The sequence below is a fragment of the Arenibacter flavimaris genome, assembly GCF_030291335.1.
In the GTDB taxonomy this organism is placed as follows: Bacteria; Bacteroidota; Bacteroidia; order Flavobacteriales; family Flavobacteriaceae; genus Arenibacter.
In genome coordinates this window covers 36,273-58,082 of record NZ_JASWIM010000010.1, presented here as the reverse complement: position 1 = coordinate 58,082, position 21,810 = coordinate 36,273, and the positions used below count along the sequence as shown (strand labels likewise).

The following is a 21,810-nucleotide window of genomic DNA, read 5'->3' as shown; positions in this document are numbered from 1 at the left end:
CTTGGTTAAGGTGGGTTATATCATCTTCCCAGCAGCCTTGGCCTGAGAATCCAAATGACGTCCTATGACCAGGCCGATCAGCATTCCGAGGGCAATGCCGAACGATATGCCCATAGACCGTTCAAAATTCGAAAGTACCACTATTCCAAAAATAATTCCAAAAGATGATCCCAATCCTATACCCAGGTTAGTGTAATATCCCTTAGGCGTCAAGGAAAAAGTATCCTTCAAATATTTTTGAAACTGCTTGAGTCTTTTGCTGTAATATTTTTTATTTTTTGCTGTACTTTCATTTAAATCAAGAACATCCAATTGCTGTTCTATAGATCGAATTTCAGAGTCCGTTAAATCACTGTTCTCCAAACTTATCAATATCTGAATGAACTTTTGATATGTTTTAATTTCCGCCTTTACATTGGTTTTGGATTCCAATCCTTTAAAATGTTCCAGTGCATTTTGTAGTGTCATAATTTTAATCTTTTCTTGGTTAGTGGCTAAAGACATAGATTATTACACCCTATGGATGTTTTTTTTAAAATAGATGTTTTTTACTGGATCAATCCCAAAAATCGACTGTGAATTAATAAAGTTAGAATAAACTATCCCAGAGTTTGAATTCTGTTCATTTTTTGCATTGCCCAAATGCCTAGCATTCATGAATACCATTAAACATCAATAGACCAAGCGATGAATAAAAAACGACCAGTGCCGAATAACCAAGGTACACCGTACCTTGGTTAGGAGGAGCCAGCTGTAGCTTAGAAAAAATAACTTATATCTACGCTTACATGAAGGTAGACAGCCCTTCCATCTTCCGATGTGGAAACCACATTATTTAAGACGAAATTGAAGATTCACGAAATCCGATAAAAAACCTGTCTGCCGAATAGGCAGGCAATAACAACCAATTGGGGAAAATGAAAGAAGATGGTATTCTTGAACCTACTTCATCAGTTTCATAGAACAGCAATGAAATCAGGTATTCCATAAGAACTTTCCTCAATAGAATAATTAAGTACAATCTTTATTTGCCTGTAAAAATGCTCCTAAATATATCGGTCCTAAACCTGTGCAATAGGCGGTGTAGGGGGGGCACACTTCCGTTTTTCCCCTAACAAAGACCACTTTCTGGCTTTATTCAATTATGTTCAAAAATTAATTAGGAAAAATGAAGCCACCTTATAAATATAGAAAAAATAGGAATTGAAGACCTATTATGGAATTCTTATGACCCAATTATTTGCGTGTTACATGTCTTATATACTTGGTTACATACGTAGTATTTAAAAATAATCTTTTTGAATAGTTTAGGGACTGTAATTGGAAACTATCTAAACACAGAGAACATGAAAACAAAATTTTTATTTATTCTGGCCATTTTTTCTTTATTATTAATGGGTAATTCCTGTGCAAGCGACAATGAAGCTTGTCAAGAGGATCCTGAAGTTTGTGCTTGCTTAAACAATCCTCTAAGATGTGTTTCTCCGGTAGGAACTAATGAGGTGCCTTCAGATTCCCTTAATGCTGTATCCAAACTCCCCGTTAGAAAAGAATAAAAATTGTAAGGCCAGATTTTTTGCGAACCATTGTCAGTGAAAAAAATTTAAAAATACCAGGAGCAAATTATTTTTCTTGTTCTTGAACCATTTTTTTATGCTTTGGGTAGCGCGACTAATATGTTTTTCCACAGCCTTTTCGGAAATATTCAATTGGGCGGCTATTTCCTTGTGTTTATCTCCGGGTATCGTAGGTACACCATATTTGAATGTAAAAGCTATTCGTCCGGTCAATATTGAAATTAGACTTGCTGTTTTCAGATTGTCGTTTCGGTGTCGGAGTATTCAATCCCACCTAGTGAGTAAAGGTGTGATCTTTTTTAAAGGATTGCCCAACACCTAAAAACTTGAATTGAGTTGATTGAGTTGCAAAAGGAACAATGGGAAACTATTGTTCCTTTTTATATAGGAAAAACGCTTATCCCAAATACTTTGAAGCCGCATTGAATATTACCATTAAAATCTGTTTATCACTTTTAAATTCCTCCCGGATTTTTTTATATGCTATCCGCATCTGGCTTTCCACCGTTTTCTCTGAAATATTGAGTCGCGAGGCAATTTCCTTGTACTTTAATCCATCCCTTTTATTAAGCAGTAATATCTCCCGACACTTGGGGGGTAATTTGTCAACAACCATTTTTAACTTTTTAATTTTATGGTCAACATGGCTTACTTCTTCCATAAGGCTCTCTTTGGCCATATTGTATTTAAGCTCATCAAAGATTTTATTTTTCCGTTGATTTTTCCGGTAAAGATCTATAAAGGAATTATAGGCGGTGGTAAACAAAAAGCTCTTTAAGGCCGGACTTTCCACTAAATCAGGGCGCTTTTGCCATAAAGTAATAAAACAGTTTTGGACTATATCCTTGGCCTGGTCGTGATTGTTCGTAAGTGTTTTGGTATAGGCTAGCAGTGGTCCGTAAAGTTGCTCAAATACTATTTTAAAGACATCTTTTTGCTGCGGCATTTTGGATTATAAGTCCCTCAATGTATTAAGGGGGTGGTTAATAAAGTTAGCTGGTTTGTCACAAATATGAAAAATATATTTGCCTTTTTTAAGGGTTTTTTGTTTTCTGTTCGTTTCCGCTAAGAATACGCAATTTAATGTGTTAATAATTAAGGGAAATCAAAATTGAGGAAATTAATAAATAAATACTTGGATGATTCCATTGATGGTGTTGAAATGGAGCGACTTAAGGTTTGGTTGGAAAAGGGAAAAAACCAAAAGAAGTTCAAGGCCATTGTAGAAAACCATTATCAATTGAATTTAGGTCTACAGGAAGTGGATTTGGAAAAGGAGTATTCCCTCCTGTTGCATAAAATCCAGGACAATAGGATTGCACAAAGACGCTCCAGTACCATATGGTATCAACGGGCCGCAATTCTTATAGCCCTGTTCGGGATAGGTTATATAATGTATTTAACTCTGGGCAAATCTGATGAACCATATATAGATGCCAATGCCATTACCATAAAACAGGAGGATGGAAATATTCAGGTTATTAAGGAAGATGGCAGTGTAGTAATTGTTGATAGCTCGGGTAAAGTTGTTGGCCGGCAAGATGGAGGTGAATTGGATTATAAAAATGTAGGGACTTCCAATTCCAACAATCAAGTGGAAGAAAGTCTTGTCTATAACGAATTGGTGGTGCCCAATGGGAAGAAAATGAAATTGATTCTTTCCGATAGTACCATAGTCCACATTAATTCCGGCACCCATTTTAAGTATCCCGTTCGATTCTTAAAAAATCAGAATAGAAAAGTTTTCTTGGACGGGGAAGCCTTTTTTGAAGTGTCTGAAGACAAGAACAACCCCTTTATCGTTAACACCGATGATATTAATATCCGTGTACTGGGAACCAAGTTTGATGTTAGTTCCTATGCAAACGATGACACTGTTAGCACTGTATTGGTAGAAGGTGCTGTTGAATTGTACCAGACCAGTGGGGAACTAAGGGATAAGGACAAATATTTACTGGCCCCAGGGCAAATTGCGTCTTGGAAAAAATTGGAAAACGATATGGATATCGCAGTGGTCGACGTAAATGAATATACTTCCTGGATCAATGGGCAGATCATATTTAAGATTAGACCATTTCCAGAAATTTTAAAGGTGTTGGAGCGCCATTATGATGTTTCCATTACCAACAATTACAGACTTTTGGACAGTCAGCAATTTTTTGCAAAGTTCGATACGGAGACTATTGAACAGGTAATGACCTATTTTCAGAGTAGTATCCCTTTTTCATATATCAGGGTAGGAAATAAAATTGAAATAAACCAACCTTAAATAACAGTTGCCTATGATTTAACATTCTATTGACCCATCATCTTATAACATAAAAAAATCGGGATATGCTGCTACATACCCCGATAGTAAAAGGTGATTAAAATATTAACCACAAAAACTAAACAAAAGTATGAATAAAAAAAACATTCGTTTGGGAATGCAGCATGCATTGTATCCCAATATCAGTTTAAAAATGAAGTTAACCACTCTTTTTTTAATAATTGCCTTATTTAGGGTACAGGCCAATACCTATTCACAGGTTGCCAAGATTACTTTGGATCTCGATTCCGTTGGATTAATGACGGTATTTGAGGAAATTGAAGCAGGTAGTAAATATAAATTTTTAGGAAACCAGGACGTAATAGATAGGGACCGAGTGGTTTCAGTACACGTTAAAAAGGAAAGGATCCACAAAGTATTGACCGATTTGTTTTCTGGAACCAATATCTCCTTTAGAATATTGGATAGACAAATTATCCTGAAGAATGAACCGAACCTGCAAACGCAGTTTGGCCCAATGCCTAAAATTGATAAGATTGCCAAACCACAACTAACGGTAAGTGGAACAATTGTAGACAATAACGGAACTCCACTTTCGGGTGCCAATGTTGTGGAGAAAGGTACAGTGAACGGGGTAACAGCCGATTTTGATGGACAATTTGAAATAGAATTGTCCTCGGCCAATCCAGAATTGGTGGTATCCTATCTTGGTTTTGCTACTAAGGAGATATTGGTCAACGGACAAACCAACATGACTATAACCCTGCAGGAAAGTGCCGCTGGACTGGAAGAGGTTGTGGTAGTGGGATATGGACAGGTAAGGAAAAGTGACCTAACCGGTTCTGTAGCTTCCATTAAAGGTGAAGCCGTTAGTTTGCAGGCGGTGGGCAATCCGGTGCAGGCACTGTCCGGAGTAGCTACGGGAGTTCAGATTCTACAAAATTCAGGACAACCAGGTAGTGGTCTAAGTGTCCTGATCAGAGGGGGAAATTCACTTTTGGGGGGTAACAATCCTTTATATGTTGTTGATGGCTTCCCTATTATCGGAGATCTAAGTTCCATCAATCCCAATGATATTTTATCAATAGAAATTTTAAAGGATGCTTCTTCTACCGCAATTTATGGGGCAAGAGGAGCAAATGGAGTGGTTATTGTTTCCACAAAGAAAGGCAAGGAAGGCAAGACTTCCATTGAATACAATGGATATACCGGATTCCAAAAAGTGAATAACACCATAGACATGTTAAACGCCAAGGAGTTTGCTACCCTTGCCAATGTGAGGGCCTCCAACGATAACATAGCTCCTTATTTTACCAATGCTGAAATTGCATCCTTTGAAAATGGTACCAACTGGCAAGACGAAATATTTCAGAATGCAGTGATTCAAAACCATTCAATAACAGTTTCGGGAGGTAATGATAAAACGGTGTTCAATGTTTCTGGTAATTATTTTAATCAAGAGGGAATTATCATAAACTCGGGTTACGAATATTTACAATTAAGATCTAGCCTGGAGCATAAGATCAATTCCAAATGGAAGGTTTCATTTAATAATATATTGAGTAGAAAGAAAAACAATAATATATTCAGTAATAATACAGAACGGGGAGCTGGTGTGTTGAGCGGGGCCCTTATTTCCCCACCTACAGTTTCTGTGTTTAACAGTGATGGCGAATATAGCAATGTTAGACCTTATGCCTTTAGTCCGGATATAGTGGAGAACCCTGTGGCCATGGCATTGGAAAGGAAACAATTATCCAGGGAGAATGCATTGCTGCTCAATATAATTGCAGAAGGTAAAATCACCAAGGATTTGGTGCTGTATTCTTCTATAGGGGTGCAATATGAGAATACTAGGGGCGACAATTACTCCCCATCAATATTTCAACCCTCCGCAACAGGATCCGCCTCAATTTCCTATAGGGAATTTACGGATATAGTTAACGAGAACCTATTGACGTATTCCAAGGAAATTAATAACGATCACGATCTAAAAGTTATGGGAGGGATCACTTCCCAAAAAACATCAAATCAATCCTTAAGTGCTTCTTCTACTGGATTTTTATCAGATATTCTTGAGAATAACAGCATACAGGCTGGTAGTTCCCCTGGAACCCCTATTTCAGCAAGTAGTGAATACTCCATACTTTCAGGGTTAGGAAGACTAAACTACGGTTATAAGGGTAAATATTTACTTACTACCAGTATACGGGCCGATGGTTCTTCTGTATTCGGCAAAGCAAATAAATGGGGTTACTTCCCTTCCGCAGCCCTGGCATGGCGGGTAAGTGAGGAGAATTTTTTAAAGGAAAACGATCTTATTGGCAATTTAAAGTTAAGGGCCAGTTGGGGTAAAACCGGGAATACGGCAGTTTCACCATATCAATCGCTCTCTATACTATCCAGTTCCCAAACCGTCTTTGACGACAATATTAATATAGGGTATGCACCGGGAAGTTCTATGCCAAACCCCAATCTAAAATGGGAAACTACGGCTCAAACAGATTTTGGGGTCGACTTTGGATTATTTAGAAATAGATTTCAAGTTACTTTTGACTACTACTATAAAAAGACAGAAGATCTGCTGGCTTCCATACCCGTTATTTTGTCATCTGGATATACTTCCCAAACCACAAATTTGGGCAGTATGGAAAATAGAGGATTTGAAATATCATTGGATTCAAGGGTTTTGGAAGGAGATTTCAGTTGGGACCTAGGGGTTAATTTTTCGTCCAATCGCAACAAGGTATTGAGTTTGCCCGAAGGTGGCGATATTTTTGGAGTTGGACTAGGAAATGCACTTCCTGCAATGAGTTTGGTTCGTGAAGGCCATCCCGTTGGAGTCTTTTATGGCCTTGTGGAAGACGGACTCACCGATGATGGGCTGATCAATTACGTTGATACGGATGTAAATGGTACCATCAATAGTTTGGACAGACAAATTATAGGGGATCCAAACCCGGACTTTATTTTTGGGATCAATAGCAATATGAGCTATAAGAACTTCGGATTAACAGTATTGGTAAGTGGTTCCCAAGGTAACGATATACTAAATTACAATTTGTCCAATGTGGCGGATGGATTTAGTTTCGGAATTAATCAGATTCGAGATGTTTTAGGCAATTATTGGACAGCAGAGAATCCCGATCCAAATGCCAAATATCCAAAGATAAGTTCCAATACAAGATACCAAGGTTCGGATAGGTTCATTGAAGACGGCTCCTATGTTCAAATTAAGAATGTACGCCTGTCATATACCTTGAAAGGGGATACTTTTAAATCCTTGCCAATTCACAATTCTCAGATATTTGTTAATATACAGAATCTGGCCACCTTTACGAATTATTCATTTTATTCACCTACACTCAATACTCATGGAGGTGGGATTTCTAAAGGGATAGATCAGTTCGGATATCCTGACACCAGGACGTTCATGTTAGGTGTTAGAATTAACTTATAAATATTTATTACTAAAATATTAGAAAATATCATGAAAAAAATACTATCATATACACTAATTTTTCTGTCCATTATATCGTGCAGCGATTTCCTGGATGAAGTTCCTGAGGACAGACTTACTGAGAATAACTTTTACGGCAATATGGATGATGCCGTAGCCGCCGTAAATGCCATTTACGTCCCCGCCAGGAATAATTTCAGATCGCTTTATATGCTAATGCTCGATATCCAGGCAGATTATGCAAATGGAAGGGGTTCAACACAGCCCTTAGGTGAGTATCAGGGATTTGACCAAACCAATATCAATAGGGCCGGTACCATGTGGGAGCGCTTTTATCAAAGCATCAGAAACGCCAACATTGCCATTTCCATGATCGATAATATTGATCTATCCGATACGGACAAAAAAGCTTTGATAGGTGAAGCCAAGTTTATGAGGGCCTACTGCTATTATCATCTTGTGAGAAATTGGGGAGGCGTTCCAATTTACCTGGAAGAAGAAGGGGAAGATACAGGTCGCAGAACAGTTGAAGAGGTATATCAAGTTATTATAGACGATTTAAAAGCAGGTGAAACCGATTTGCCGGCTACCCCGACCCAGTTTGGAAGACCTTCAAAATGGTCCGCAAAATCACTGCTTGCCGAAGTTTACCTAGACCACAAAGACTATGGTTTATCTAGGGATAAAGCACAGGAAGTAATCGATTCTGGAATGTTTTCGTTGATTGAGGTAGCAGCCAGCGCCGATTTCAATAATATTTTCGGACCCTCTGTGAATGGTTCCTCTGAAGAGATTTTTTACATGAAGTTTAGCCATCAGGATGGCTGGGGATGGCCTATGAACCTATTATGGAGTGAAACGCAATTTTCTCCCTTCGGTAATTATGTTATTTATTCCGTTCCTGGACCATTTTTTGACAATTGGGACGATGCCGATCTGCGAAAGGAGTGGAACGTATTTACAGAGTATGTAAATAGGAGTACAGGGGAATTGGAAACCTTGCCGTCTTCTACCCCAATTCTATGCAGTAAATTCAGGGATCCAGATTCCCCGGAAAGGGAAGGTCACGCCAATGATTATCCAATTTTGCGATATGCCGATGTTCTGCTAATATATGCGGAAGCTTCTGCAATGGCCGATAATTCGGTATCCGCCTTGGCTCTTGAAAGCTTGAATAAAATAAAAAGGAGAGGTTATGGGTATCCCACCAACCTAGCCTCACCGGTTGATTACCCAAGTAGTGGGTGGACGGCGGAGTCTTTTAGGGAAACTGTTTTACAGGAAAGGGCTTACGAACTTTATATGGAAGGAAAACGATGGTTCGACCTAAAACGTACTGATAAAGCCAAAGAATTGGTCTTACAGAACACAGGGAAATCCGTACAGGATGTTCATTTATTGTGGCCCATTCCACAACAGGAAATAGATACTAATCCAGATATCAGCCAGGCTGACCAAAATCCGGGCTACTAGTGTTTTAAAATTTGGATCGGAGAAGTGGTCTTTTGCCGCTTCTCCGATTTAATATCCCATATTTTCCTTAAATGGAACTGCTCTATTTCCAAGGGTAATGATCATGATTCCTATGGAATGTCAAGGCTGTTGCTCTATGTCCTATATTCAATTTTTATAGGGATGGAAATCAGCCGTTTGTAAATAATCATTTACATATTCATTAATTTTAGTTGAAATGAAAAAACACAATACTTGGCTCTTGTTTAATAGCACTTATTTTTTTCTTCTCCTTATAGGCTTGTTTTTTATGGGGAATATAAAGACCCAAGCCCAATCCAAGGCGGCCATAAAATGGACAGAAGGTAATCCCTCCCTGGTAATCGACGGTGAAACCTATCCACCTTATGCCTATATGTCCTATTTGGGCGAGGAGGAATTTTACAAGGAAATATCGGCAACCGGAATCCATATTTACAACATTCCGGCCTATTTGGGTGAAGGGGGAATCAATACTGTTTCGGGTATAGGTGCTTTTAGGACTCCCATTTGGTTGGCTGAAGGCAAATACGATTTTAGTGGATTGGTCAAGGATTTTGAAAAGATTATTAAAGCAGATCCCAAGGCAAAAGTTATTATCCGTTTCTATTTGGATCCACCGGAATGGTGGACACAATTATATCCGGAAGCAGCCGCACACCTCCCGGATGGTACCATTTTTCGTCAATGCTTCGCCTCGGAAGTCTGGAGGGAAAAAACAGCAGAGGTATTCCGTGACTGTTTGGATTGGCTTTTGGCTTCCGAATACTCCCCCTATTTGGCCGGAATCCATGTTGCCAGTGGCCTAACAGAGGAATGGTTTTATCATCCCAAGCAATATCAGGATCAAAATCCGGTACGTTTACAAGCATTCAGACAATGGTTAAAGGAAAGTTATAAAAACAATAATGCCTTGCAAAAGGCATGGAACAACCCTTCCCTGACTTTTGAAAATGCCCAATTGGCCAATATTGATGAACCTGCCAAACGCAGGGAATGGAGGAATCCCGATCAGGATCGGAACTATATTGATACGTATCGCTTCCAAGCAGAGGTCTTGGTCAACAATATTGCCTATTTCAGCAAAATTGTAAAAGAAAAGAGTCATGGCTATCTTTTAACGGGAGCCTTTTCCGGATACCACTATTTTGTAGGGGACGCTAGGCGCGGACACGGGGCCTTGGCGAAGTTGTTGGATTGTCCGGACCTGGATTATCTCTCGAGTCCAAATGTTTATAATAGAGTAATAGGGGAGGATTGGCCAGCCATGGCAGCTATCAACTCGGTTCACCTCCATGGTAAATTATGGCTTACGGAAAACGATACCAGAACGTCCATAACTACCTTGTTGAAAGATCGATCAACCGGGATAGCACCTCCAGGACAGTATGAGAGCGGGGTATGGTTAGGCCCGGAGGACATGGACACTTCGGTATCCTTTTTATGGAAAAACACGGCAAGAATGTTGGCCTATGGATATGGAGGTTGGTGGTTCGATATGTGGGGCGGATGGTTTAGTGATCCTGAACTATTGGATGTTTTAGCCAAAACACAGCAATTCCACAGCACATTTCCCCCATCCCAAGGTGAAAGAATGAAACCACAGATAGGGGTAGTGGTGGATGAAGAAATCTCTTTTTGGGATCCCACCTATGGACATCTTACAGAGAATATTTTATCCAATCGTTATCCACTCGCCAAAACAGGGACTTCGTACGACCTATTTCTTCGTACGGATCTAAAAAGCATGCCAACCACCCAATATAAGGTAGTTTGGCTAATGGGGTTTCTTGAACTCACCTCCAAGGAGGAATCCCGAATAAAAAAGTGGAACAAAAGGGGAATAACCGTACTATGGACCAATGGCAAAGGAACCAAAATTTTCGATCCAAACGAAGGGGAGTTGTATATGGACGGAAAATTTAAATGGTCGGCTTCGGAATTGGGAGAAAGATGGGGAAAGGCAGGTGTACATAGGTATATAGATACGGAGGATGTATTCTATATTGGCCGAAACTGGATGGGTATACATACCATAGAAGGTGGGGAAAGGACCATCAATTTTCCATTTAAGGCCCAGGTGATAGATCCATTGGAGAATAAAATACTACATGATGCCACCAGACAGTTCCAATTGACATTGAAACCAAAATCAACAGTACTCTTAAGAGTCAACCCCTTGGAAGACTAAATTATAATCTTAAAGAAAGACACATGAAAACGATTAAAAATTATTATTGGATGCTTTTGTGTTTTACCGTGCTGGCAGCACTGGTCTCTTGTAATACCAATAACGGAGAGGATTTAACAATAGACAACGGTAAAATAAAATTAAGTTTTAGCAAGGAGAATGGTTCACTGGTTGTTTTCCAGGATTTGATTCATGGCTATGAATTTTTGGATGACAAGAAGACCATGGAATTGCCATGGGAGATTGATTTCAATCAGGCCCAGGATTCCTTACAGCTGCCCTTGGATTTTGAATATTCAAAATTGGACCCATTGACCTTGGTGTTAAAATGGGAGAATTTTAAAGGGGATAACAATAAGGAACTCACCGTTACCGCAGAAATTAAACTCGATAGGGACAAGGCCTTGTCCTATTGGAAAATTTCCCTGGATGGCACGCAGGGCAAAGAAATCAATACGGTGGTCTTTCCCAAGATTAACGGGTTTAAGGATTTAGGGCAGGAAAAATTGGCCCTTCCCAAAATAATGGGAGAACTTTTAACAGACCCGAGGGGAATTCTTTCGGCAAAAAAAACGGAAGAAAAGAGAATGGAGTGGGTTTACCCCGATCATTTTTCATTACAATGTTTGGCATTGTACAATGCCGATAAAATTGGTCTATATCTTGCTTCGAACGATACACTCACCTACAGGAAAGGTTTTTCCTTTGATTTGGACGGGGCCAATAATTTAACTTATGAAATGTCCAATTATCCTTCCTTTGATGCCAATGCCAATTCATATTCTCCAACCTATGAAGCTGTAATAGGATCGTTTAAGGGAGATTGGATTACCGCTGCCGAAGAGTATAGGGAATGGGGCTCCCAACAGAAATGGTCCGCTGAAAGCAGGTTTAAGAAAGGTCTAAATCCAGATTGGTTGGAGGAAACCGCTTTGTGGGTATGGAATAGGGGTAGGTCCGATAATGTCCTGTTACCGGCCACGGAATTAAAAGAAAAATTGGGGTTACCTGTCAATGTATTTTGGCACTGGTGGCATGGGTGCTCCTATGATGAAGGTTTTCCGGAATACTTTCCGCCAAGGGAAGGAGGGGAGTCATTTATCAAGGCGATGAAGTTGGCGCAACAAAAAGGGGTACACTCCATAGTCTATATGAATTCCTTTCAGTGGGGCGATTCTACAGAGAGCTGGAAAACCGAAAATGCAGCGGTACATGCCGTAAAGGATATAAATGGGAATCTCAGATCCCATGCCTATAATATTTTTACGGGCAATTCCCTCACAAACATGTGTATGGGAACCCAATTCTGGAAAGATAAATATACCTCCCTGTCCGAAAGCGCCGTAAATACCTATGGTACCAATGGTGTGTATATGGACCAGGCCTGTATGACAAAAGTGTGTTATGATAAAGCTCACGGACATGAAATAGGTAACGGGAATTATTGGCTAAAGAATTTTGGATTGCTTACAGATCAAATTCGCTCCAAAATTTCCATTGTTAAGGAACCCATTTTGGCAGGGGAGCACGGTAACGAAAGTTGGATGCCCTACTTGGATCTTTTCTTGACCCTCCAAGTAAGTAGGGAACGGTATTCCGGTATTGGTCAATGGGAAACCATTCCATTTTTTCAGGCGGTATATCATGAATATGCAATTACCTACGGTAATTATTCCTCCTTGGTTACACCACCTTATGACGAGTTATGGCCTAAGGAATTTGCCCCCAGGAATCAGGAACAACCCTTGGACCCCATATTTAACAAGCAATTTTTAATGGAGCAGGCCAGGTCCTATGTTTGGGGAATGCAGCCGACCATTTCCAATTACCACAGTTTTTTGGATACCCAAAGAAAAGAGGAAATTGATTATTTACTGAATTTGGCAAAAATTAGATATCAAGGACTAAAGTATCTATTACACGGAAAATTTTTAAGAGCGCCCTCCATGCAAATTCCGGAAGAGGAGCTGAATATTTCCAAATTGTCCATTTACGCAGGAAGAAAGGGCAAGAATGTTACCGCTTATAAAAAGAAGTATCCCTTGGCATATGCCGGGGCATGGAAAGCCGATGATGGCAATGTTGGTATAGCCTTGACCAGTATAAGTGAAAAGCATATGCTCATTAACTTTGATGTGGACACCAAGGATTACGACCTTCCTTCGAGCGGGGAGATCTATATAATAAACAATGATGGCAGGAAATTGTTGACCTCTTATAAGGACCATGCCATTACCGTAGAACATCAATTAAAACCCAGGGAAGTGTGCCTTATTGAAATTATTCCATCACCATAGGGCCTTTCTGGGAGTAGAAAAGTAATGTTAATTAGAGTTAGCATTAGTTGTTAGAGTTAGTTGTTAGATTGCCCGGGGCGAACAGTAAGTAGTCCTGGGCTAATCAACTTTGCTAAAACCACACAAAATGAAAAGAGTCACCACTGGTTTAGAGGTTTTGATAAACGATCATGGGCGTTTTAAGGGCAATGTAGCTTTGCTGTGCCACAATGCCTCCGTAGATTCCCAATGTGTCCATGCAGCCTTCCGCTTTAAGGAAATGTTCGGCTCCAGGTTTGTAAAGATTTTTGGGCCTCAACACGGTTTTTCAACGGATGCCCAAGACAACATGATAGAGACCGATCATACGATGCATCCCTATTTTAATATCCCCGTATTTTCGCTCTATTCGGAAACCAGGATTCCTACCGATGAAATGTTGGAAGGGATAGATCATCTTTTTGTGGATCTGCAGGACGTGGGTTGTAGAATGTACACCTATATTTACACCCTTACTCTTTTACTGGAAAAATGTGGGGATAGGGATATTGAGATTCTAGTATTGGACAGGCCCAATCCCCTGAATGGAAAGGATATTGAAGGGAACATATTGAACTTGGAATATCAATCGTTTATAGGGAGACACCCCATACCCGTACGGCACGGGATGACCATTGGAGAAGTTGCATTAATGCATCAGGATTATTGGACTACCAAAAAGGCCAACCTTAAAGTTATTAAGATGCGGGATTGGCAACGGGAAATGGCCTTTGAGGACACCAAATTGCCTTGGCTTTTACCCTCGCCCAATCTGGCGCGGCATGAAAGTGCCTTCACCTTTCCAAGTACCGTACTCTTTGAAGGGACCAATTTAAGTGAAGGAAGGGGAACCACCCAACCCCTTGAGATTGTGGGCCATCCCAAGATGGAACCTTTTTCCTTTTACGCCAACCATTTGAACGCCCAAGCCCTAGAAAACAAGTTACAGGGATTTACTTTTCGTCCTATAGTGTACATCCCAACCTTCCATAAATATACCGATGTGGCATGTGGTGGATTCCAGATCCATGTAACGGATAAGAAGATATTTAAGCCTTGGCGGGTAGGACAATTTCTTCTAAGGGAATTATACCATCATCTTGGCGAGGATTTTGAATGGCTAAAACCACCCTATGAGTATAATTATGAAAAAGAGCCGATCGATATTATTAATGGAACCGACAAATTGAGAAACTGGGTAGAGAAGCAGGGCTCCATGGAAATGTTGGATTCCTTTGAAGACCTGGCTGCCTATCGCCAACAGCTCAATACCGTAAAACTTTATGGGGGCCACACCATATAAATTGTTTTAATTGATTATAATTCCCATTAGGAACCATGGCTCAAATAATTTTAATACTGTTGTTAGCGTTCAATTTCGCTTCGGAGGAAAAATCCAATAAGGCGTGCTATGTTACTTATGAGACCAAGGGTTTTGAGGGCCGCAAAAAATTTACGGTCTATGTGCAGGATACTGGTAATACGGCTTATTACTATGGTTTTGAAATAGCCCATGAACTGGATACCTCGGCCTTGGTGAATACCGATCAATTTAGACTGCAAAGGGCCAATATATACAGATTTAATGGCGTTGCCATGGAAGCCACCGGATTAAAAGCCTTGGCAAACGGGGAATCGGAATGTGTTTATAGATCTAAGGATGCCATAGATTTTACCGGGGGTTGGCACGGGGACGAGAAATTGGTGGACGTGGCATTTTATATGGATGAAAAATTGCTCTCCGGGGAGGAATTATCATCGAGCTTCAACTTAAGGCCTTGCCGGGAATTTAGCTATAGACAAACGTCCAAAATGTTTAGAACGGCCAGGGAAGGGGAGACCAGCAAGTTAAAACCCGCTATTGAGGCCAGGCATGTAAAACGATCTGTTTTTCGGCATAGCGGTTACGAATCCCAAAACAAAATCAGCTGGGAACTGAACGGTACCATAGCCATAGGATATATGTCCATTTCCTGTATTGCAACGGACATAGGGGAGTTTTGCCAATCGGACACTTCGGAGGTATATACTTTGGACAGATCGGGAGACAGAAAAATAAATGATATGGGCAATACAGCCTATGTCTGGAACAAATCCAATGGTACCTCTGTGGTGGTGGGGAGCGAGTTTAACATAAACAATGATGTGGCCATTCAATTTATTTGGGATGTTACCAATTACAGCAAATATTACCGCAACCTGGTGAATGATACCCCAATGGAGGTAAAGGCGGGAGAGACATGGAGCAGTGACACCCAGCTTAAGTTTAAAATGGATGGAAGTATGTGAACAATCCCATAGCCCTAAAGGATCGCTAAATGCATTGATGCTAATACAAATTAAAGTGTTATGTAAGGGATAGTGGAGTTAGGCCAACTTTTTTACAATAACATCAATTACTGTATAAGATTCATTCATAATAAATATTAAATATAACATGATTTGGTTATAAAGCAGAAATATAATCTATAAAGGTTATATGGTTGTATTTGAAAAACAATATTGAGAAAACCGAATAATATAATGTCTCATTGGGTTTAGGTTGTACATAACGGTTCGGCAAGTAGGCCAAGCAAGTAAAACGATCCGCTTTTCGGAATAGTGGTTACGAATCCCAAAACACAATCAGCTGGGAACTGAACGGTACCATAGCCATTTAATATTGGTCGTTTCGGGAAAGTCTATAAATAGGCGTTTTCTTTACACCATGCACATGGCGAAATTTTAGGGCGTATTTTTCTTTAGCTGTGGAACTCAAAATTGTAGATCATAATATGGTTGCTGTCTCTAGTCTTTTAGCTTCATTTTTGCGCAAACGTTGAAAACAACCATTTGATTAATTTAAAAAAAAGCAGAAGAAGAGGATGAAATATTATAATCAGGAATATCATGGCAGACTCATTGGAACCTGGAAGCTGCTTTATCTGAATTATAATTTGAATTAAAATGCCGGTAAAAACGAGATAAAGTAAAGAATAGCCCAGAATTGACAAAAAATAACCCCATCCCGTATCAACAAACAGAATAAGTATAGAGCTGAAGATGAGATAGCAAGCAAATACAAGACCTCCAATGTTCCACAAACTCTCCGCTTGGTCCTTACCAAAAATAAAAAGCGACAAAACCGATAGGAGAAAAAATCCAATTGTCAGGTGTAGTGGGGTTGAAAGGTATGATAACATCTATATGGTAAATTTTATTTTAATCAAATAAGTGGGCAGGCTTAATAACCATAGAATTAGCCAATGTTGCGTATTGCGTGTTTTCCAATTTCCGTCAACGTTCTTTAATCTCAACCCACTAATTTATTCAATATTGACTTATTGATTTGATATATATTCAGTAACATTAAAAAAGGTATCTACCCAATAATCCTGTTCATTTTCTTTAAGATAAGCCAACAGTTCCTGTAAAGCTTCATTGGATACGTTTAAGTAACCACCACCCACGCTATGAAACATAAAAGTGGCAATGGTCCCATTACTTCTTGCTTCTTTTACATAATCGATAAGTTCTTTGCCTGAATGACTGTCTACACACCAACTAGGCATAAAATTAATGTCTATATTTTCCATGGTTTTTGGTATAGGGCCATCACTTCTTGCGGCCGAAAATAGTTCCTTCACTATATCAACGTAGGTTGAATCGCCCTGCACTTTAAAATTTGAGCAGGTATAACCATAAGTTCTATTCGATTTTCCATCAACAGCCTTTAAGAGAGTGTTGGCAGTATATAATTCCATGCGCATTTGTTCCCTGGAATAATTGTTTAAGTCATATTCTGGTGTAACCCAATCGAATAATCTACCATCACATGGATGAAATAAAGAATGATTGCCAAGCTCATGGCCATTTTCAACGATCTTTTTCCATTCAGCGATGCGATTATGTAAAGACTCCTTATTCCCAGGACAATAAAAAGTTGCTTTCATATTATAGGAATCAAGTAGGGGTATGGCATTATCCAGATGTGAATCTTGACCATCATCAAATGTTAAGCAGACTGCGGCCTTTTTCTTTTCAGGCCATTTGAAGTTCTTATATATATTTTGAGAATATGAAAATTGGACGGTCAGCATAATAACCATTAGATAATTGAATATTCTTTTCATAATTATATTTTTTGATTAATAAATAAAATCACTTTATAAGCCTGAATGGCGCACAATGGCAGGCTATGCAAGGGCAAGGAAACTTTCCGTTTCCGCTTGCCAAGCTTTTTGACATGTACTGGGTACGTAGCTAAATTTTGTTGCCCGCCCGTACCGAACGCGTACGTTCGGGCGGGTTGGCTTTATGTTTTTTGTTGTCCATAGCCAAAACTGAATATTTCGCTATCGCGTAATTTTCAATATAGCGACTTTATAAATATACACAGACCTTTCGTAAAGCCCGAAGCCGTATTGTTTAAGCGCTTTGTTGGCACTTCCTTGTTTTTTACAGAGTTCAATCCTCCAATCTCTCCAATTTTCCCCTTAGTGTTGCCTTTTCTCTAATTTTAAGTCCATTTTTAAATTCTTTGATAGCATTTAAAGTGTCAGATTGAAATAAGTAATAATCCCCCATAGATTCAAATACATTAACACTTTTCGGATAGTTTTTAATATTTAAATTCAAGAGGCTATATGCTTTTTCAGGCATATTATTGTGCATAAATCCTTTGCCGATTGAGTTAATATATTTTTCAGGTGGAATTACTTGATAACCAAATCGATCTGAAATATTCGCATAGTGGGAGCTGATTATTTTTATTATTTCTTTAGCATTCAAAGTTGACTTCTCCGAGTAGAAATCATTTACTCCATTCAATTTGTACCAGGAAAAAAGAAATCTGAAAGCGTCATATTCGGTAATAAATGGCACACTTCCATGGTCGTCATTTTCATAGTATTTCCATTCAAATAAAAGTCCATTATCTTTTTTAGTGTCGAGGGAATTAACAAATTGTAATATTGATTTTATATGAACTGTGAAATAGGTGTCGGGAATATTGTCATTTTGAACTTTGCCAATATCCATATCGGATTCCATTGTATTTGCTACACCGACGTATAGTGCTTTATTATCAAATTTATTTGTCGATAAAATAGAATCTGCGATATTTAAAAAAGCACGATTGTCCCACCATAAACTGGGGTCTATTGCAACATAATTATTAAAAAGCTCTTTTCTATTTACTAAGGCATTGATAACACTTAAACCTCCAAAAGAATGACCAACAAAAGTTTTATAGGTAGTGGTAGGATAAGTTTTTTCCACATATGGTATTAATTCTTTTTCAATGAAATCAAGAAATTTGTTTCCACCACCTGATGGATATTGAATACTATCTCCTGATATAACATCAATATCTACTTTTGTAGGTGTCAAATCTAAAGACCTATTTGTATTGGCTATACCAATAATAATCATTTCTGGAACAATCATATTACCGCTTAAATGCTCAATAATTCCAGTTACGGAATTAAAATTTGATGGACCATCCAACAAGTAAATTACTGGATATGTAGTTTTGTAGGACAAACTATCTTTTGCACTTTCTGGAATATGTATCCACAGTTCACGGGATTCGTCCAAAATTTCGGAGTAAATACTGTCCAATTGTCCAATGACTATTTGATTATTCTGGTTTTCAATATCTATAGGTTTTTCTTGCTGTTTACAACTGATCAAACCGAGAATAATAAACACAAATAGGAAAAGGTTTTTCATGATTTTAATTGGTTACTCGGTTTTTCACAATGTAAGCCAACTTCCGGCTGTAGCAACAAGTCAGTGTATACATACAAACCATCGGTCTAGGGCCGTATTGCCTTCCGCCAAGCCTGGCAAATTGATCCTGTGCCTAACGCCCCACACAATAACCATGTAGGACTGGTTGCTACTTACCATTGTCGGTATAAATTATTTATTGGAGTTTTTTAATTCATTGAGCCATAAGCCGTATTCGAAGACGTGATGTATTCTTTCCCTTTGCTCATAACTAAAGGTATTGTAAATACCCGTATAATCCATAAAATTGTCATTGATATTTCCACCTAAATTATCGGAACAAGGTTGGTTTGGTTCATTGAAGATGTATGAATAGGTATCCTGACAATAATCACTCGTAGTACAATTGTCATTGGAGAATACGTGCAATAGCCCCAGGGAATGTCCCACTTCATGTATTATGGCAGTACTGGTTAAAGCATTGTTGGTATCCAACCAAAAACTCGGAAAAGTATCATTATTAGGTTCAAGTTCGGAATTATCGGGAATACTAACCAAACCGTCAAGAGAATAGGATTCATAAATCCAGGGTAATGAGGCACTTCCCCTAGCTTCTTGGTCCGGACCTATCCATAGGTTTAAATACATTTTTGGATCCCATATGGTTTCCAGTCCCAAATTCCAATATTCATTAATAGCTAATTTTTTATCATTTGCAATATCAAAACTATCAGGAAATGCAGGAACCCCATCATCATATGTACTCCCGTCAATTCTATTTATTCCAGGTTCGGGTAATTGAACATCATTGGAATCCAAATTTGCAAGTCGAAAAACAATTTTGGTATCCACAGCATTCGGATTCTCAGAGTTGTATTGATTTGAAAAACCTTTGTTGAGTTTGTCCAAAAGCGCTGTAACTTGACCTTGTGATAGGTTTGTCCCTGAGCCAATGCTTTCTCCAAAATGTACTATATGAAAAATTACGGGAACGGAAATGGTAGGATAATCAACATTTACCCTGGCGTTTAATTGTATGGTATTCGATTCAATACCCTTAGCCTGTATTTTTAAATCGTGAATTCCACTTACTGTAGTGGTATATCCTAAATTGGGATTATCCAATACAGTATCATTATCAACTATTTCATAATCAACATTATCAACAGGACTGTTATTTTCATCATAAAAGATAACGGATAATTCTGCCTTGGAATTTCCATCGGCAATAATTAAAGAGGTGTTGGCATTTAAGTTAATACTGGTTAAATTTACTTGAACTTCTTCTGCAGTAATCGTAATCGTATTCGATTTAACCAGATCCATTTTGGCATACACCTTATATTGTCCAGCCGTATTGGTACTAAAAGTACTGGAGTCATGGAGATTCCCATCAATATAAATATCAAAATTGGAATTTTGAATGGTATTTTGATTTTTATCACGGGCTATTACAGAAAACGTCACTGTGTCACTGCCATCTGCCAATATAGATCCGGATGTGGATGAAATCTCAAGGGAAGCAACTGTAATGGGGTCTTGCTGTTCATCAATTTCACTATCATCAGTACTACTACAACTAAAATTGATCAATAATAGAAATACGTAAAATATCTTTTTCATAATTCCTGGTTTTTGTTTTAAGCCAACGAACAGATATGGAATGTAGCTACCACCTTCTTTTCGGAAAGCCTTTAATGCAATGGTTTATATTTTGTTATGAGTCTTTATCCCGTCTTATAATTTTTACAATTCTGCTATATATGATTTCCGCTAAATTCCATTCATAGCCATTAAAATCCGTGGTATTATTAAATTGAATAACCACTGTATCCAAGTCTTTATGATATTCCGCCATGCTCTGATAACCCACGAGCAGGCCTGTATGCTCGTACACGTATATGGAGGAATATATTTCCTGTTCCCCTTCGTTAAACACGGATCCATCGTTCAGGGCCCTCAAGAATTTACCCACATCTTCTGCAGTGGCGAGCATCAAACCCGTATTGTCAGTCTTGAAATCTTCCTCATAGCCAACATAATAGCCACTCATAACATCGTCCAAATTCACTTCATTTAGGGAGCCGAATGTGTTTTTTAGTCCTAGTGGTGTTAAAATTTCCTCCTTGATATATTGTTGATGGCCATAGCCCAACACTTTATCAATGAGATCGGAAATTAGCATATAATTGGTGTTTGAATAGCCGTAATCCTCCCCCGGTGCAAAGTCGGCCGGTAAATCCAAGGCATAATCAAGTGTTTCTTGTTTATTTTTTGGAGGGTTTATCCAATAATTGGGGTGATCTACAAAATTGGGGATACCGCTACGGTGCTGTAGCATCATTTTCAAGGTAATTTTTTCTGCATTTTCAATTCTACCCACAAGTTCAGGAAAGTAATCCGCAAGCGTTTTGTTCAACGACAAACGTTGGGCCTTGATCAATTTTGCGGTAGCTACGGCCACATATAGTTTGGTAATGCTGGCAATCTTGAATAAGGCCTGGGGGTAGGCAGGTATTTTATTTTTACGGTCATGCCAGCCTCCGGCGTAAAACCCCGCTGCTTCCCCAGCTTGATCCACATATACTATCATACCGTCAAAACCATGTTCAATGGCTTCATTTACTTGTTCTTGCACCGTATCGGGCAACGGCAAGATCCACGCCTTTACCAAAATCCATGGTACGAAATACAAGGAGCCTATACTTGCTAAAATAAATATAATTTTAAGGATACGTTTGGTGTACTTTTTAGACATTTTATTTTTTCTGGTTATGGGGCCCTAAAGCTAAAAT

At 38.9% G+C, this 21,810-nt stretch carries 15 protein-coding genes; 8 read left to right on the top strand and 7 right to left on the bottom strand.

The window, feature by feature from the left end:
* Nucleotides 1–15 precede the first annotated feature (15 nt).
* Nucleotides 16–468 carry a hypothetical protein gene (locus tag QSE00_RS10055; RefSeq protein WP_286105841.1) on the bottom strand — a complete coding sequence of 151 codons (453 nt, stop codon included), beginning with the start codon at nucleotides 466–468 and terminating at the stop codon, nucleotides 16–18.
* Nucleotides 469–1,346: 878 nt separating this feature from the next.
* Here QSE00_RS10055 and QSE00_RS10050 point away from each other — a divergent pair.
* Nucleotides 1,347–1,556 (top strand): hypothetical protein, encoded by a 210-nt coding sequence (locus QSE00_RS10050; RefSeq protein ID WP_110357214.1) that lies wholly within the window; start codon nucleotides 1,347–1,349, stop codon nucleotides 1,554–1,556.
* Between the two features lie 33 nt (nucleotides 1,557–1,589).
* Here QSE00_RS10050 and QSE00_RS25170 read toward each other — a convergent pair whose 3' ends face one another.
* Complete coding sequence (locus tag QSE00_RS25170) at nucleotides 1,590–1,790, bottom strand: sigma factor-like helix-turn-helix DNA-binding protein (protein WP_353477454.1); 201 nt, start codon at nucleotides 1,788–1,790, stop codon at nucleotides 1,590–1,592.
* A gap of 184 nt (nucleotides 1,791–1,974) precedes the next feature.
* Entirely contained in the window at nucleotides 1,975–2,523 is a 549-nt protein-coding gene (locus QSE00_RS10045) for an RNA polymerase sigma factor (RefSeq protein ID WP_110357212.1), read from the bottom strand.
* Between the two features lie 165 nt (nucleotides 2,524–2,688).
* Between QSE00_RS10045 and QSE00_RS10040 the strand changes: the two genes are divergently transcribed.
* From QSE00_RS10040 to QSE00_RS10010, 7 genes are all read left to right on the top strand, one after another.
* Nucleotides 2,689–3,846, top strand: a complete 1,158-nt coding sequence (locus QSE00_RS10040; protein WP_286105840.1) for a FecR family protein — start codon at nucleotides 2,689–2,691, stop codon at nucleotides 3,844–3,846.
* Nucleotides 3,847–3,976: 130 nt separating this feature from the next.
* The gene (locus QSE00_RS10035; RefSeq protein WP_286105839.1) at nucleotides 3,977–7,306 is read left to right on the top strand and encodes a TonB-dependent receptor; all 3,330 of its coding nucleotides are present in this window, start codon (nucleotides 3,977–3,979) and stop codon (nucleotides 7,304–7,306) included.
* A gap of 30 nt (nucleotides 7,307–7,336) precedes the next feature.
* A complete protein-coding gene (locus QSE00_RS10030; protein ID WP_286105838.1) occupies nucleotides 7,337–8,779 on the top strand; it encodes a RagB/SusD family nutrient uptake outer membrane protein in 1,443 nt (480 codons plus the stop codon).
* Nucleotides 8,780–8,996: 217 nt separating this feature from the next.
* On the top strand, nucleotides 8,997–10,988 hold the full coding sequence (locus tag QSE00_RS10025; RefSeq protein WP_286105837.1) for a beta-galactosidase: 1,992 nt from the start codon (nucleotides 8,997–8,999) through the stop codon (nucleotides 10,986–10,988).
* A gap of 23 nt (nucleotides 10,989–11,011) precedes the next feature.
* A complete protein-coding gene (locus tag QSE00_RS10020) occupies nucleotides 11,012–13,285 on the top strand; it encodes a DUF6259 domain-containing protein (RefSeq protein WP_286105836.1) in 2,274 nt (757 codons plus the stop codon).
* A 127-nt stretch (nucleotides 13,286–13,412) separates the two neighbouring features.
* Entirely contained in the window at nucleotides 13,413–14,606 is a 1,194-nt protein-coding gene (locus QSE00_RS10015; RefSeq protein ID WP_110357206.1) for an exo-beta-N-acetylmuramidase NamZ family protein, read from the top strand.
* A gap of 35 nt (nucleotides 14,607–14,641) precedes the next feature.
* Entirely contained in the window at nucleotides 14,642–15,592 is a 951-nt protein-coding gene (locus QSE00_RS10010) for a hypothetical protein (protein ID WP_286105835.1), read from the top strand.
* Between the two features lie 1,031 nt (nucleotides 15,593–16,623).
* Here the strand turns inward: QSE00_RS10010 and QSE00_RS10005 are convergent.
* The 4 genes from QSE00_RS10005 to QSE00_RS09990 all read right to left on the bottom strand — a co-directional run bounded on the left by QSE00_RS10005 (nucleotide 16,624) and on the right by QSE00_RS09990 (nucleotide 21,773).
* Complete coding sequence (locus QSE00_RS10005) at nucleotides 16,624–17,415, bottom strand: polysaccharide deacetylase family protein (RefSeq protein ID WP_286105834.1); 792 nt, start codon at nucleotides 17,413–17,415, stop codon at nucleotides 16,624–16,626.
* Between the two features lie 334 nt (nucleotides 17,416–17,749).
* Nucleotides 17,750–19,015 (bottom strand): alpha/beta hydrolase, encoded by a 1,266-nt coding sequence (locus QSE00_RS10000; protein WP_286105833.1) that lies wholly within the window; start codon nucleotides 19,013–19,015, stop codon nucleotides 17,750–17,752.
* 192 nt (nucleotides 19,016–19,207) lie between these two features.
* The gene (locus QSE00_RS09995; RefSeq protein WP_286105832.1) at nucleotides 19,208–20,638 is read right to left on the bottom strand and encodes a M43 family zinc metalloprotease; all 1,431 of its coding nucleotides are present in this window, start codon (nucleotides 20,636–20,638) and stop codon (nucleotides 19,208–19,210) included.
* 94 nt (nucleotides 20,639–20,732) lie between these two features.
* Nucleotides 20,733–21,773: a serine hydrolase domain-containing protein gene (locus QSE00_RS09990; RefSeq protein WP_110357200.1), complete on the bottom strand. Its 1,041-nt coding sequence runs from the start codon at nucleotides 21,771–21,773 to the stop codon at nucleotides 20,733–20,735.
* Nucleotides 21,774–21,810: the final 37 nt, after the last annotated feature.